Source organism: Streptomyces sp. CLCI03 (genome assembly GCF_053615355.1).
Genome location: NZ_CM132132.1, coordinates 5657122 through 5669934, shown reverse-complemented (window position 1 = coordinate 5669934; position 12813 = coordinate 5657122). Strand labels below are relative to the sequence as shown.

Here is a 12813-nt window from a genome sequence, read left to right as displayed (position 1 = left end):
CGGCGAGGCCCCGGCCGCTCCCCTCGGGGAGCGGCCGGGGCCCACCCGTATCCGGGTGATCCTCTGTCCGTCAGTGCTTCACGGTGACCCGGGCGGCGACCGGAAGGTGGTCGCTGCCGGTGCGGGGCAGGGTCCAGGAGGCCTCCGGCGTGATCCCGCGGACCATGATCTGGTCGATCCGGGCCATCGGGAACTGCGCCGGCCAGCTGAAGCCGAAGCCGTCGCCCGCCGCGCCCTGGGTCGAGCGCATCTGCGAGGTGACCTCGGACAGGGCGCGGTCGTTCATGGTTCCGTTGAGGTCGCCGAGCAGGATGACCTTCTTCAGCGGTTCGGCGGCGAGCGCGGCGCCCAGCGCGTCGGCGCTGTCGTCGCGCTGGTTGGCGGTGAAACCGGCGTTGAGCTTGACCCGGACGGAGGGCAGGTGGGCGACGAAGGCGGAGACCGGACCCTGCGGGGTGGTGACCGTGGCGCGCATGGCCCGGGTCCAGCCCATCCGGATGTCGACGGGCGCGCTCGCGGTGAGCGGGTACTTGCTCCAGAGGCCGACGGTGCCCTCGACGGAGTGGTACTTGTACGTGGCCGCGAGGGCCTTCTCGTAGACGGGGACGGCGCTGCCCTTGAGCTCGGTCAGGGCCAGGACGTCGGCCCCGGACCGGGCCACCGACTCGGCGGTGCCGTGCGGGTCGGGGTTGTCGGCGTCGACGTTGTGGGTGGCCACGACCAGGTTGCCGCCGGAGCCGGACTTGTCGGTGACCAGGCCGCCGAAGAGGTTCGCCCAGACCGCGGCCGTCAGCAGTATCGCGAGGAGCGCGGTCGCGGACTTCCGGTAGACGGCCCCGACGATCAGGAGCGGGACGGCCAGGCCCAGCCAGGGCAGGAAGGTCTCCGTGAGGCTTCCGAGGTTGCCCACGTCGTTGGGCAGGTCCGCGTGGAAGATCATGATGAGCGAGAGCAGCGCGGCGATCCCGGCGAGGACCCAGCCACGCCGCCAGATCCCCGGGTCCTTGCGCAGTACGGTCAGCCGGCGCCGAAGGCGGGTTCCGGAGGGCTCGGGCTCCGAGCCACCGTTCCCCGACTCCGTCATGTACGCCTGTGCCATCCCACTGCCCTCACTGCCGTGCTCGCGCTCCGTCCCCGCCCCTTGACCCTAGGCGATGAAGCGGAGCCTTCCGTGCCGTACGTCACGACCTTCGGTCACGGTCGTGTGTCCGGGAGGACGAACGGCCGTACGCAGGGGGTTCCGCTTGTCACGAAACGCGCACATTGGATCCCGTGGTCAGGCTCGCAGCACGGACCACTTCCGCCTTTGCCCGCGTGGATGCCACCATGGGGGGTGAGTCCGGGGACGTCGTAAGGGCGCCTCGAGATGACACAAGGAGCAGTTGCAATGACGCATGCCGTTTCGCCTGCCCGCGAACCCGCAGCCGCCGCCTCCCCCACCCTGTACGGAGGCACGGGCACCCGGCGCATCACCGTCCGCGACCTGACCCTCGCCAAGGAACGCGGCGAGAAGTGGCCGATGCTCACGGCCTACGACGCGATGACCGCGTCCGTCTTCGACGAGGCCGGTATCCCGGTCATCCTCGTCGGTGACTCCATGGGCAATTGCCACCTCGGCTACGACTCCACCGTCCCGGTGACGATGGACCAGATGACCATGCTGTCGGCGGCCGTCGTACGCGGCACGAGCCGTGCGCTGGTCATCGGCGACATGCCGTTCGGCTCGTACCAGGAAGGCGCCGTGCAGGCGCTGCGCAGCGCCACCCGTCTCGTCAAGGAGGCCGGGGTCGGAGCGGTGAAGCTGGAGGGCGGCGAGCGCTCGCTGGCCCAGACCGAGCTGATCGTGCAGTCCGGCATCCCCGTCATGTCCCATCTGGGCCTGACCCCGCAGTCCGTCAACGCCATGGGCTACCGGGTCCAGGGCCGCGGTGACGAGGCCGCGCACCAGCTGCTGCGCGACGCGAAGGCGGCACAGGACGCCGGCGCGTTCGCGGTGGTGCTGGAGCTCGTCCCGGCCGAGCTGGCCGCCGAGGTCACCCGGTCCCTGCACATCCCGACGGTCGGCATCGGAGCGGGCGCGGAGTGCGACGCGCAGGTGCTGGTGTGGACCGACATGATGGGCCTGACCGGCGGGAAGATGCCGAAGTTCGTCAAGCAGTACGCGCAGCTGCGCGAGACCATGACCGGCGCGGCGAGGGCCTTCGCCGAGGACGTGGTCGGCGGAACGTTCCCGCAGGCGGAGCACGCCTTCCACTGATGCGGTGAGCGACGGACCGACAGCCCGCCGACCGCGTGTCGGCGGGCTGTCGTATGTCTGTCGTACGTTTGTCGGTCGGCTGTCGGTGCTTTGTCAGTGGCGGCTGGTCCCATGAGGGCATGACGCGAAACGACAACAAGCCCAACGCCGTGGAGGTACGGGGGCTGGTCAAGCACTACGGCGAGACCAAGGCCCTCGACGGTGTCGACCTGGACGTACGGGAGGGCACGGTCCTCGGGGTCCTCGGCCCCAACGGCGCGGGCAAGACCACCCTCGTCCGCTGCCTCTCCACCCTGATCATCCCGGACTCCGGGACGGCGACCGTCGCCGGCTTCGACGTGGTCCGCCAGCCCCGGCAGCTGCGCCGCACCATCGGCCTCACCGGCCAGTACGCCTCGGTCGACGAGAAGCTCTCCGGCTGGGAGAACCTCTACATGATCGGGCGGCTGCTGGACCTCTCCCGCAAGGACTCCCGCCGCCGCGCGGACGAGATGCTGGAGCGGTTCTCCCTGACCGAGGCGGCCAAGAAGGCCGTCATGAACTACTCCGGCGGTATGCGCCGCCGGCTCGACCTCGCCGCCTCCCTGATCGGCAACCCGGCCGTGCTGTACCTGGACGAGCCGACCACCGGTCTCGACCCCCGCACCCGCAACGAGGTGTGGGACGAGGTCCAGCGCCTGGTCGCCGAGGGCGCCACCGTGCTGCTCACCACCCAGTACATGGAGGAGGCCGAGCAGCTCGCGAGCGAGCTGACGGTCATCGACCGCGGCAAGGTCATCGCCAACGGCAAGGTCGACGAGCTGAAGGCGCGCGTCGGCGGCCGCACCCTGAAGATCCGCCCCGTGGCCGCCTCGGACCTGCCGGGCATGGCCCGGGCGCTGGCCGAGGCCGGACTGGACGGCGTGGCCGGCAGCCAGGCCGTGCCGGACGAGGGCGTGCTGCTGGTCCCGATCCTGAGCGACGAGCAGCTGACGGCCGTCGTCGGCCTGCTGGCCGCCCGCGGGTACGCGATCGCCGACCTCGGCACCTACCTGCCCAGCCTCGACGAGGTGTTCCTGGCCATCACCGGCCAGAAGCCCCTCTCCGCCGAGGCGACGACACCTGCGGGCGTTCCCACCGACAAGACCGAGGAGGTCGCGGCATGAGCACCGTAACCACGACGAAGCCCGCTCCCACCGCGCCCGGTCGGGCCTCGGTGGCCGCCCCGCACGGCGAGGGCCGGATCGGCCTGCGGGGCAACCTGCGGCACATCGGCGCCTTGGTGCGCCGCAACGCCCTGCAGATCAAGCAGGATCCCGAGTCGATGTTCGACGTCGTGTTCATGCCGATCATCTTCACGCTGCTGTTCGTGTTCGTCTTCGGCGGCGCGATCTCCGGCAAGGGGAACCAGGCGGACTACGTCAACTACGTGGTCCCGGGCCTCATGGCCATGATGGGCATGAACATCGCCATGGGTGTCGGCACCGGGGTCAACGACGACTTCAAGAAGGGCGTGATGGACCGGTTCCGGTCCATGCCCATCGCCCGGTCGTCGGTGCTCATCGCCAAGATCGTCGTCGAGCTCGGCCGGATGATGGTGGCCATCGCCATCCTGCTCGCCGTGGGCTTCCTGCTCGGCCTGTCCATCAAGGGTCCGGTGCTGGGCCTGTTCCTCGCCATCGGGCTGTCGGCCGTCTTCGGCGCCTCGCTGATGTGGATCTTCGTCCTGCTCGGCCTCTCCCTGAAGACCCCGCAGGCCGTCCAGGGCATGGCGATGATGGTCCTGATGCCGCTGCAGTTCGGCAGCTCGATCTTCGCCCCGCCGACCACGATGCCGGGCTGGCTGCAGTCCTTCACGGACTACAACCCGCTGTCGAACCTGGCGGACGCGGCCCGCGCCCTGATCAACGACGCTCCCGTCGGCGACTCGGTGTGGATGACGCTGATCTGGTCGCTGGCCATCACCGCGGTCACCATGCCGCTCGCGGTACGGAAGTTCCGCCAGAAGACCTGACCCGCGGACCGATCCGTTCGGATCGCGTCCCGGACGGGCACCGGCCGGGGGCCGGGTCAGATGAGGGCGGTGGCCTCCTCCATGGAGAGGCCGCCGCCTTCGGCGTACGCCTTCTCGTAGGCGACGTCGCCCAGCGCCCCCCGGGCCAGCTCCTGCGCGTGGGCGTGGTCCTCGCGCTCCGTCGTGACCGCGAAGTGCGCGTGCGGCAGGTGCGCCCGGTAGGCGCCCAACAGCCGGGCGGCGTCGTACTCCCGGCGCGAGCCGCCGAGCGAGACCAGCGAGAGGGCCGCCGTCAGCAGGTAGACCGCGGGCATCTGCGGGGCCACCATCCGTGCCATCGGGTCCATGGCCGTCGCCATGCCCTGGCGCAGCCGGTCGAGGGCGTCCTCGTACAGCCCCTGCCGGTTGTCGAGCCAGGCCATCGTGGCGAGCAGGAAACCGTCGAAGATGGCGAACGCCCCGAAGGCGAACTCTTCCCGCAGGACCTGCAACTGGGCGCGCGCCTCGGTGATCCGTCCCGTGCGGCCGAGGATGCCCGCGAGGAACATCCGGGCGGCGGGCATGGCCTCGTTGCCGTACCGCTGCGTGGTCGCGCTGATCTCGGTGAGGATCCGCTCGGCCTCCTCCATCCGGCCGGCCTCGGTCAGCGTCCCGGCCATCCGTACGCGCAGCACCGTCACCTGGGCCATGGCTCCCAGGCGTTCGGCGTAGGCGATGGCCTCCAGGTAGTCGCGGGCGGCCGGCGCGTACTCGCCGCGCTTCTCCCGGGCCTCGGCACGGGCGGCCAGGGCTTCGGCGCAGCCCCAGGCGTCGCCGAGTTCACGGAACAGGGCCAGGCTCTCGTCGGCGTCGCGCGAGGCGTCCCCGGCCCAGTCGGCCCGGTTCGCGAGGATGTTGGCGCGCAGCTGGAGCGCGGAGGCCAGCTCCCAGCGGTAGCCGAGCTCGCGGGCGGTCTCGACGGTCGCGTCGACGACCCGCTGGAGCAGTCCCGGGTCACCGGCGATCATGACGGCGTAGATCCACAGGGAGGCGGGGGTTCGGCAGGTCTGCGGCAGTCCGGGCCGGTAGGTGGCGAGGACCCCGTCGATCAGGGCACGGACCGAGGGGGTGTTCCAGGTCTCGTTGGTCTGGTCGCGGGAGGCCAGCAGCACCAGGTTGAGGGCGCGCCAGCCCTCGGTGCGTGTTTCGCCGGAGTAGGGCGGCGGCGTGTCGACGAGCCGTTCGTGGACGGGCTCGGCGACGACGAAGGGCGGCTCGAAGGGGTTGGGTCCGAGGGTGGCGGCGGCCTCGGCCCAGTGCCGGGCCTCGGAGCGCAGGTCGTGCATGTGCCAGTACCAGCCGAGCGAGTGGACCAGGCACAGGACCTCGTCGGCCTCGCGGGCGGCGACGGCCCGGCGCAGGGCGGTACGCAGGTTCTCGTACTCGGTGGCGAGCCGGTCGGCGGCCGCCCGCTGGCCGTGGCCGCGCAGCACCGGCTCGGTGGTGCGGGCGAGCTCCCGGTAGTGGACGAGGTGGCGGTGCTCGGTGGCCTCCCGGTCACCGGCCGTCTCGGCGAGGCGTTCGGCGGCGTATTCGCCGACGGTCTCCAGCAGGCGGTAGCGCATGCCGCGGCCGTCGGATCCGGGGGTGGCCACGACGAGGGACTTGTCGACGAGGGAGCCGAGGACGTCGGCGGCGTCGTAGGGGTCGGGGTCGGCCGGGTCGGCGCAGACGGCCTCGGCGGCGGCGAGGTCGCAGCCGCCCGCGAAGACGGACAGGCGCCGCAGGACGGTGCGTTCGGCCTCGTCGAGCAACTCCCAGGACCAGTCGACGACGGCGCGCAGGGTCTGCTGGCGGGGCAGGACGGTACGGGCCCCACCGGTCAGGAGCCGGAAGCGGTCGTCGAGACGGTCGGCGATCTGGCGCGGCGTGAGCAGCCGCAACCGGGCGGCGGCCAGCTCGATCGCGAGCGGCAACCCGTCGAGGCGGCGGCAGATCTCGACGGCGGCGGTCGGGTCCTCGTCGAGGGTGAACCCGGCGCGGGCGGCGGCCCCGCGGTCGCCGAGCAGCTGGAGCGCGATCGGGTCGGGCAGGGGTTCCACCGGGCGCAGGGACTCCCCCGGGACGCCGAGGGGTTCGCGGCTGGTGGCCAGGATCCGGACGTCGGGGCAGTGCGTGAGGAGGCGTTCGGCGAGGGCTGCGGCGGCGCCGATGACGTGCTCGCAGTTGTCGAGCAGCAGCAGGAGCCGACGGCGTGCGCAGTGCTCGGCGAGCCGGTCGAGGGGGTCGTCGCCGGCGCGCTCGGTGAGAGCGCGCAGTTCCTCGGCGGCGGCGCCGCGCAGCTTGGTCTCGCGGGCCCCGAGCGCGGCGAGGGCGGCTTCGGCGACGGCCTCCGGGTCACCGGGTCCGTCGAGGGGAGCGAGCTCGACCAGCCAGACCCCGTCGGGCCAGGCGCCCTCGTCCTGGGCCTCGGCGGCCTCCTGGGACAGCCGCGTCTTACCGGCGCCGCCGGGCCCGAGGAGCGTGACGAGGCGGGCCCTGGCGAGGTCGTCCCCGATGACGCGGATGTCGTCCTCACGGCCGACGAAGGTGGTCAGGCGCGCCCGCAGGTTTCCCGCGGACACGGGGGCGGACACGGGGGCCGGGGCGGGGGCGGCCGGGGGCGCGCCCGCGGCGGGCGCGGCAGCTGCCGCGCCGGCCGTGGCGGCAGCGGTCGGCGGCCGCGCGTCCGAGGTCAGCAGTTCGGCGTGCAGGGACCGCAGCTCCGGACCCGGGTCGGTGCCCAGCCGGTCGGACAGCTCCCGGCGCAGGCTGTCGTACTCGGCCAGCGCCTCCGCCGGGCGGCCCGCGTCGCGCAGGGCCCGGATGCGCAGGGTGTGCAACGACTCGTCCAGGGGGTGCTGGGCGCACAGCGCGGTCAGCTCCGGCAAGGAACGTTCCGCCTCGCCCAGGGCCAGGGCCGCCGCGAGCCGCCCCCGGCGCGCGTCCATCCGTACCGCCTCCCAGCGCGCGGCCTCCGCGGCCGGGTCCGGCAGGTCGGCGAGGGCCGGTCCGCGCCACAGGGCGAGGGCCTCCTCGTACAGGGCCGCCGCCCCGGCCGGGTCCGGCGCGGCGTCCCCGGCCCGGGCCAGCCGCTCGAAGCGGTAGAGGTCGATGTCCTCCCGCTCGGCGGCCAGCTGGTAGCCGCCCTCCGCGGAACGCACGGCCGCGTGACCGAGGGCCCGCCGCAGCCGGGCGACCAGCGCCTGCAGAGCGGCCACCGCGTCGGCGGGCGGGTCGCCGTCCCACACCTCGGCGACGAGCAGCCGGGCGGGCACCACCCGCCCCGGCCGCAGCGCGAGCGCGGTCAGGAGCGCCCTGAGGCGTGCTCCGCCGACGGCCACGGGGGTCCCGTCGTCGTGGATGGCCTGGGCGGTTCCGAGGATTGCGTAACGCACCGACCCATTGTCCCCGCACCCGGCCCGGGACCCGCACCGTTTTCCGTCGGGCCCGCGGGATAGGTTGCCCGCATGGGTCATCAGGGCAGCCGCGGTGAGCGGCGGATCAGTTCGGTATTCCTCGGCATCGTCGCGATCATGGCCGTCACGGGCTGGGCCGTGTGGACCGGGTACGCCGCCAGCCCGGGGCTGGCCGTGTTCCTCTTCGTGACGTCGGCGTGGATCGTCTCCCTGTGCCTGCACGAGTACGCGCACGCCCGCACCGCGCTGCACGGCGGCGACCTCACGGTGGGCGCGAAGGGCTACCTGACGCTGAACCCGCTGAAGTACACCCACACGCTGCTCAGCATCGTGCTGCCGGTGATCTTCGTGATCCTGGGCGGCATCGGCCTGCCCGGCGGCGCGGTGTTCATCGAGCGGAGCAGCATCCGGGGCCGCTGGAAGCACAGCCTCATCTCGGCCGCGGGCCCGCTGACCAACGTGGCCTTCGCCGTGGTGTGCACGGCCCCGTTCTGGCTGGGCGCCCTCGACGGGGTGCCCCTGGCCTTCCGCTACGCGCTCGCCTTCCTCGCGATGCTGCAGGTCACGGCGGCGATCCTGAACTCCCTGCCGGTGCCGGGCCTGGACGGCTACGGGGTGATCGAGCCCTGGCTGTCGTACCGGGTGCGCCGCGAGGTGGAGCCGCTGGCGCCGTTCGGTCTGCTGGCCGTGTTCGCGCTGCTGTGGATCCCGGGGGTCAACGCCTTCTTCTTCGGCGCGGTGGACGGCCTGATGTCCGCGCTCGGCGTCTCGGACCTGGAGACGTACTGCGGCCGCGACCTCTACACCTTCTGGCGGGAGAGCGACGGCTTCTGCGCCGTCCCGCAGGACTGACGGGCGGGTGCCGGCCACGACCCGCTCACCCCGGGCCGGGCGCAGGGTACGGTCCCGGGCGGACGGCACGATCCGCGCCTTCTCCCTCAAGGGCACCGCGCAGGCGCCGGACTCCTCCGCCTTCACGCACCCGGCCGCCGGGCCGGTCCTGTCTTGGGCCCGATCGCCTGACCGAACTTCGCTGATTGCTTCGCTTGTTCGACCTAGCCGACCTGGCGCGCGGCGGAGGCCTTCTCGGCCTTCGCCTTGCGCAGGTAGTACCAGGCCATGTTGGACGTGAGGCCGGCCAGCAGCACCCAGACGATCCCGAGGAAGCTGCCCTCGACGAAGGCGACGACGGCCGCGACCACCGCACAGACGCAGACGACAAGGGCGAAGACGGCAAGGCGGGGCATGGGGGGAGCTCCTCGAAAAGCACTGAACGGGGCCGAGCCCCTCCAGTGTCCCCTACGCCCCGCAGTGCTGCCGTAAGGGGCGTCGGCGATCGGATCGGGTTCGTTTTCGGCTTTACCTGACCTTCTGTACCCCATGGCGTTACGGTTCGGCGGATACGCGCCGTATTGCGCGCGTCACGGAACGAACAGCCCGGCCCGCTCGGCCCGCGACGGACGACACCGGGCGAGTGGGGGGAGCACGTTTGCAGGAGATCTCCCACCTGGGGGCCGTCGAGGCGCGGGGCGGCCGGCGGGGCTGATCCGCCTTCCCGGCGGTCCGGTCCCGGCACGGAAGGGGCGGGACCGGACGGACCGGTCAGACGTCCGTGACGCGCAGGCCCGCGTGGGCCTTGTAGCGGCGGTTGGTGGAGATGAGGTTGGCCACCAGGGACTCGACCTGGTGGGCGTTGCGCAGGCGGCCCGCGAAGACGCCGCGCATGCCGGGGATACGCGCGGCCAGGGCCTGGACGATGTCCGTGTCGGCGCGGACCTCGCCGAGGACCATCACGTCGGTGTCGATCTCGTCGATCGACTCGTCCTGGAGCAGGACGGCCGAGAGGTGGTGGAAGGCGGCGGTGACGCGGGAGTCCGGCAGCAGGGCGGCGGCCTGCTGGGCGGCGCTGCCCTCCTCGACCCGGAGGGCGTACGCGCCCTGCTTGTCGAAGCCGAGCGGGTTGACGCAGTCCACCACGAGCTTGCCCGCGAGGTCCTCGCGCAGCGCTTCGAGGGTCTTGGCGTGGCCCTCCCACGGCACCGCGATGATCACGATGTCGCTGCGGCGCGCGCACTCGGCGTTGTCGGCGCCTTCCACGCCCAGGCCCAGTTCCTCGGCCGCGGTCCGCGCGCGGTCGGCGGCACGGGAGCCGATGATCACCTTCTGGCCGGCCCGGGCGAGCCGGTAGGCCAGGCCCCGGCCCTGGTCACCGGTGCCGCCGAGGACGCCGACGACGAGGCCGGACACGTCCGGCAGCTCCCACGGGTCCTTGACCGGCGGCTTCTGCGTGTTGTCTGAGGAAGTCATGGGGGCGAGAGTACTGCCGGGTAGCCCACAGTCGAAGGGTGACGAAGGGGAAGGAACCCCTCCCCATGCCCCCCGCATGGTGCAGGATGCCGATATGGACGCCGTGAGGGTCGCGCTGCTGCGCGAGGTGCTCGCCGGTACGCAGTGGCCGGGCGCCGCGCGCCGCTTCGCCGGGTCGCTGCGCCGGTCCGTCGAACCGGCCGCCGGCCGGCTGCTGATGGTGGGGACCGAGGGCTACGAGCCCTGGCATCTGGCGGCGCACCTGGTGGACGAGTCCGCCTGGTCGGGTCTGCCGGCGCTGGCGCCCACGCTCGTACGCCACCACGTGCGGCCCGGGGAGCCGCCGCACCTGTCGGTGGGGCTGAGCCGGCTGGCGGCGGCCCGGCGCGGGCACACCCTGCTGGTGGTGGCGCCCGGGGCCCCGGGCGAGGGTCTGCTGGAGCGCGTCCACGACGCGCGGCGCGCGGGCGCGACCGTACTGTCCCTGGACGGCGGCGACCCGGACCTGGGCACGCTCGCCCACGACGCCCTCTCGGTACCGGAACCCGACGGCGGGATGGATCTGGACACCGTGCAGCACCTGGTCAGCGCGGCGGCCGGGGAGAACGGCACGCCCGCTCAGCGCGGACCTCGCCGCTTCCGGGACCGGCTGGCGCGGCTGGCCGACCACCTGACCGCGCCGCCGCCCAGCCGCTGGTAGGGCCTACGCCCCGCCCGTTCCGGTGGTGCCCTCTTCGTCCTCGCGGGTCTTGTCGTTCCACTTGGGGTCGTTCTGCCATTCGAGGTTGCGTTCCTGCGCCGTCTCCATGGCGTGGTTCGCCTCCTCGGGGGTCGCGTACGGCCCGAACCGGTCCTTGGCCGGACAGTCGGGACCTTCCTCGACCTTCTTGTGGACCAGGCAGTAGTACCATTCGCCCGGTTTGCCCACCTGACGCTTCTTGAACAGGGCCATCGTCGTCGGGCTCCTCTCATACCTCTCTCTCGCCATGCTGCCCCATCACCGCTGGATACACTCGCTCGCATGTCTGGCCAGTCGCTGCTCGTACCAGGCGAGCTCTCTCCCGTCCGTTCCGTTCCCGGCAACATCCGCCGGCCCGAGTACGTCGGCAAGCCCGCGCCCACTCCGTACACCGGACCGGAGGTGCAGACGGCCGAGACCATCGAGGCCATGCGCGTCGCCGGTCGGATCGCCGCCCAGGCGATGGAGGAGGCCGCGAAGCTGATCGCGCCGGGGGTGACCACCGACGAGCTCGACCGGGTCGCCCACGCGTACATGTGCGACCACGGCGCCTACCCCTCGACGCTCGGTTACCGGGGCTTCCCCAAGTCGCTGTGTTCCTCCGTGAACGAGGTCATCTGCCACGGCATCCCCGATTCCACCGTCCTGCGCGACGGCGACATCGTGAACCTCGACGTGACCGCGTACATCGGCGGCGTGCACGGCGACAACAACGCGACCTACCTGTGCGGGGAGGTGGACGAGGAGTCGCGGCTGCTGGTGGAGCGCACCCGGGAGGCGCTGAACCGGGCCATCAAGGCCGTCAAGCCGGGTCGCCAGATCAACATCATCGGCCGGGTCATCGAGTCGTACGCGAAGCGCTTCGGCTACGGCGTGGTCCGGGACTTCACCGGCCACGGCATCAACTCGTCCTTCCACTCCGGTCTGATCGTCCCGCACTACGACAGCCCGCACGCCACCACCGTCATCGAGCCCGGCATGACCTTCACCATCGAGCCGATGCTGACGCTGGGCACCCACGAGTACGACATGTGGGAGGACGGCTGGACGGTCGTCACCAAGGACCGCAAGCGCACGGCGCAGTTCGAGCACACGCTGGTGGTGACGGACTCGGGCGCGGAGATCCTCACCCTCCCGTAGAGCGTCCCCTTCGCCGGTACGCGGCCGGGCCCGGTGCACCTGTGCACCGGGCCCGGCCCTGTTTCCGTGGCTTCCGCCGACTTCCCCGCAGGGGTTACGCGCTGAGCGGGAACTGCTCGCCCAACTCGCGGAAGACCGCGCCGTTGAAGTCGAAGGCACGCTTGCACTCGTCGATGATGCGCTGCTTCGCCAGGTCGTCCGCGGCGATGGCGTCCAGCAGCTCGCGGTAGGTCCGCTTGAAGGCGGCCGGGTTGGAGATGTCCGAGAAGACGTAGAAGCGGACGCCGTCGCCCTTGCGCTCGAAGCCCCACGTGCGCTCGGCCTTGTCGCGGATGATCTGGCCGCCGGACAGGTCGCCGAGGTAGCGGGTGTAGTGGTGGGCGACGTACCCGCCCGGCCACTCGGCGGCGCACCGGGCCACCCGGTCGGCGTACGCGCGCGTCGCGGGCAGGGCCGTCACGCTCTCGCGCCAGTCCGGGCCCACGAGGTGGGCGAGGTCGCGCTCGATCTCGGCGACGCGCATCAGCTCGGGCTGGATGAACGGGCCGGCCACCGGGTCGTCCTTGAGGGATTCGGCCGCGTCCTCCAGGGCCCGGTACACGAACCACAGCTGCTCGGTGTAGCGCGTGTAGGCGTCCACCCCGAGTCGTCCACCCAGCAGATCGCTCATGAAGGTCGACGTCTCGGCCTCGGTGTGCTGCTCGTGCGAGGCGACGCGGATGACCGTAGAGAAGGCGTCCAAGGCGGACCTCCAGGAAGAGGAAACAGGCGTGACGACAATGCCGCCACGCCCGATCCTCCTACTTAGGCTTGCCTAAGTCAATGAGTTCCCGACGTCTTGTCGGTAAAAATCCGGGGCCCGGGGGACGGCGTAGAGGAAGGCGAATCCCGGGGGGAAGCCGGGCAGGTAGGAGGTCGCCCGGCCGCACCACACGGCCGC

At 72.1% G+C, this 12813-nt stretch carries 12 protein-coding genes; 6 read left to right on the top strand and 6 right to left on the bottom strand.

Annotated features, from left to right (window positions below; all coding sequences use genetic code 11):
• Positions 1-70: 70 nt before the first annotated feature.
• Positions 71-1099 carry an endonuclease/exonuclease/phosphatase family protein gene (locus ACWG52_RS26205; protein WP_389812462.1) on the bottom strand — a complete coding sequence of 343 codons (1029 nt, stop codon included), beginning with the start codon at positions 1097-1099 and terminating at the stop codon, positions 71-73.
• Positions 1100-1387: 288 nt separating this feature from the next.
• Here ACWG52_RS26205 and panB point away from each other — a divergent pair, with 288 nt between their 5' ends.
• The 3 genes from panB to ACWG52_RS26190 all read left to right on the top strand — a co-directional run bounded on the left by panB (position 1388) and on the right by ACWG52_RS26190 (position 4250).
• Positions 1388-2257: a 3-methyl-2-oxobutanoate hydroxymethyltransferase gene (gene panB, locus ACWG52_RS26200; protein WP_030730758.1), complete on the top strand. Its 870-nt coding sequence runs from the start codon at positions 1388-1390 to the stop codon at positions 2255-2257.
• A gap of 119 nt (positions 2258-2376) precedes the next feature.
• On the top strand, positions 2377-3402 hold the full coding sequence (locus tag ACWG52_RS26195; protein WP_389812465.1) for an ATP-binding cassette domain-containing protein: 1026 nt from the start codon (positions 2377-2379) through the stop codon (positions 3400-3402).
• Entirely contained in the window at positions 3399-4250 is an 852-nt protein-coding gene (locus ACWG52_RS26190; RefSeq protein WP_389812467.1) for an ABC transporter permease, read from the top strand. Before ACWG52_RS26195 ends, ACWG52_RS26190 begins: the two co-directional genes overlap by 4 nt.
• A 56-nt stretch (positions 4251-4306) precedes the next feature.
• Here ACWG52_RS26190 and ACWG52_RS26185 read toward each other — a convergent pair whose 3' ends face one another.
• Positions 4307-7666, bottom strand: coding sequence for an AfsR/SARP family transcriptional regulator (locus ACWG52_RS26185; protein WP_390168740.1), 3360 nt, complete (start codon positions 7664-7666; stop codon positions 4307-4309).
• Between the two features lie 72 nt (positions 7667-7738).
• Here ACWG52_RS26185 and ACWG52_RS26180 point away from each other — a divergent pair, with 72 nt between their 5' ends.
• Complete coding sequence (locus ACWG52_RS26180; RefSeq protein WP_352164312.1) at positions 7739-8539, top strand: site-2 protease family protein; 801 nt, start codon at positions 7739-7741, stop codon at positions 8537-8539.
• 203 nt (positions 8540-8742) lie between these two features.
• On the opposite strand, the gene ACWG52_RS26175 is transcribed toward ACWG52_RS26180, so the two are convergent.
• On the bottom strand, positions 8743-8934 hold the full coding sequence (locus ACWG52_RS26175; RefSeq protein WP_030733071.1) for a hypothetical protein: 192 nt from the start codon (positions 8932-8934) through the stop codon (positions 8743-8745).
• Between the two features lie 355 nt (positions 8935-9289).
• Positions 9290-9994, bottom strand: coding sequence for an NADPH-dependent F420 reductase (gene npdG, locus ACWG52_RS26170; protein WP_389812474.1), 705 nt, complete (start codon positions 9992-9994; stop codon positions 9290-9292).
• 94 nt (positions 9995-10088) lie between these two features.
• Between npdG and ACWG52_RS26165 the strand changes: the two genes are divergently transcribed.
• The gene (locus ACWG52_RS26165; RefSeq protein WP_453126100.1) at positions 10089-10694 is read left to right on the top strand and encodes a hypothetical protein; all 606 of its coding nucleotides are present in this window, start codon (positions 10089-10091) and stop codon (positions 10692-10694) included.
• Positions 10695-10697: 3 nt separating this feature from the next.
• Here ACWG52_RS26165 and ACWG52_RS26160 read toward each other — a convergent pair whose 3' ends face one another.
• Positions 10698-10946 carry a hypothetical protein gene (locus ACWG52_RS26160; protein WP_030733080.1) on the bottom strand — a complete coding sequence of 83 codons (249 nt, stop codon included), beginning with the start codon at positions 10944-10946 and terminating at the stop codon, positions 10698-10700.
• A 69-nt stretch (positions 10947-11015) separates the two neighbouring features.
• Between ACWG52_RS26160 and map the strand changes: the two genes are divergently transcribed.
• Complete coding sequence (map, locus tag ACWG52_RS26155) at positions 11016-11873, top strand: type I methionyl aminopeptidase (protein WP_030733083.1); 858 nt, start codon at positions 11016-11018, stop codon at positions 11871-11873.
• A gap of 94 nt (positions 11874-11967) precedes the next feature.
• Here the strand turns inward: map and ACWG52_RS26150 are convergent, their stop codons facing one another.
• Entirely contained in the window at positions 11968-12615 is a 648-nt protein-coding gene (locus ACWG52_RS26150; protein WP_453126097.1) for a biliverdin-producing heme oxygenase, read from the bottom strand.
• Positions 12616-12813 lie beyond the last annotated feature (198 nt).

Bases quoted from the DNA above. Each gene is read 5' to 3' on its own strand.
- ACWG52_RS26205 (WP_389812462.1), bottom strand. From the start codon at position 1,099: ATGGCACAGGCGTACATGACGGAGTCGGGGAACGGTGGCTCGGAGCCC.
- panB (WP_030730758.1), top strand. From the start codon at position 1,388: ATGACGCATGCCGTTTCGCCTGCCCGCGAACCCGCAGCCGCCGCCTCC.
- ACWG52_RS26195 (WP_389812465.1), top strand. From the start codon at position 2,377: ATGACGCGAAACGACAACAAGCCCAACGCCGTGGAGGTACGGGGGCTG.
- ACWG52_RS26190 (WP_389812467.1), top strand. From the start codon at position 3,399: ATGAGCACCGTAACCACGACGAAGCCCGCTCCCACCGCGCCCGGTCGG.
- ACWG52_RS26180 (WP_352164312.1), top strand. From the start codon at position 7,739: ATGGGTCATCAGGGCAGCCGCGGTGAGCGGCGGATCAGTTCGGTATTC.
- ACWG52_RS26175 (WP_030733071.1), bottom strand. From the start codon at position 8,934: ATGCCCCGCCTTGCCGTCTTCGCCCTTGTCGTCTGCGTCTGTGCGGTG.
- npdG (WP_389812474.1), bottom strand. From the start codon at position 9,994: ATGACTTCCTCAGACAACACGCAGAAGCCGCCGGTCAAGGACCCGTGG.
- ACWG52_RS26165 (WP_453126100.1), top strand. From the start codon at position 10,089: ATGGACGCCGTGAGGGTCGCGCTGCTGCGCGAGGTGCTCGCCGGTACG.
- ACWG52_RS26160 (WP_030733080.1), bottom strand. From the start codon at position 10,946: ATGGCCCTGTTCAAGAAGCGTCAGGTGGGCAAACCGGGCGAATGGTAC.
- map (WP_030733083.1), top strand. From the start codon at position 11,016: ATGTCTGGCCAGTCGCTGCTCGTACCAGGCGAGCTCTCTCCCGTCCGT.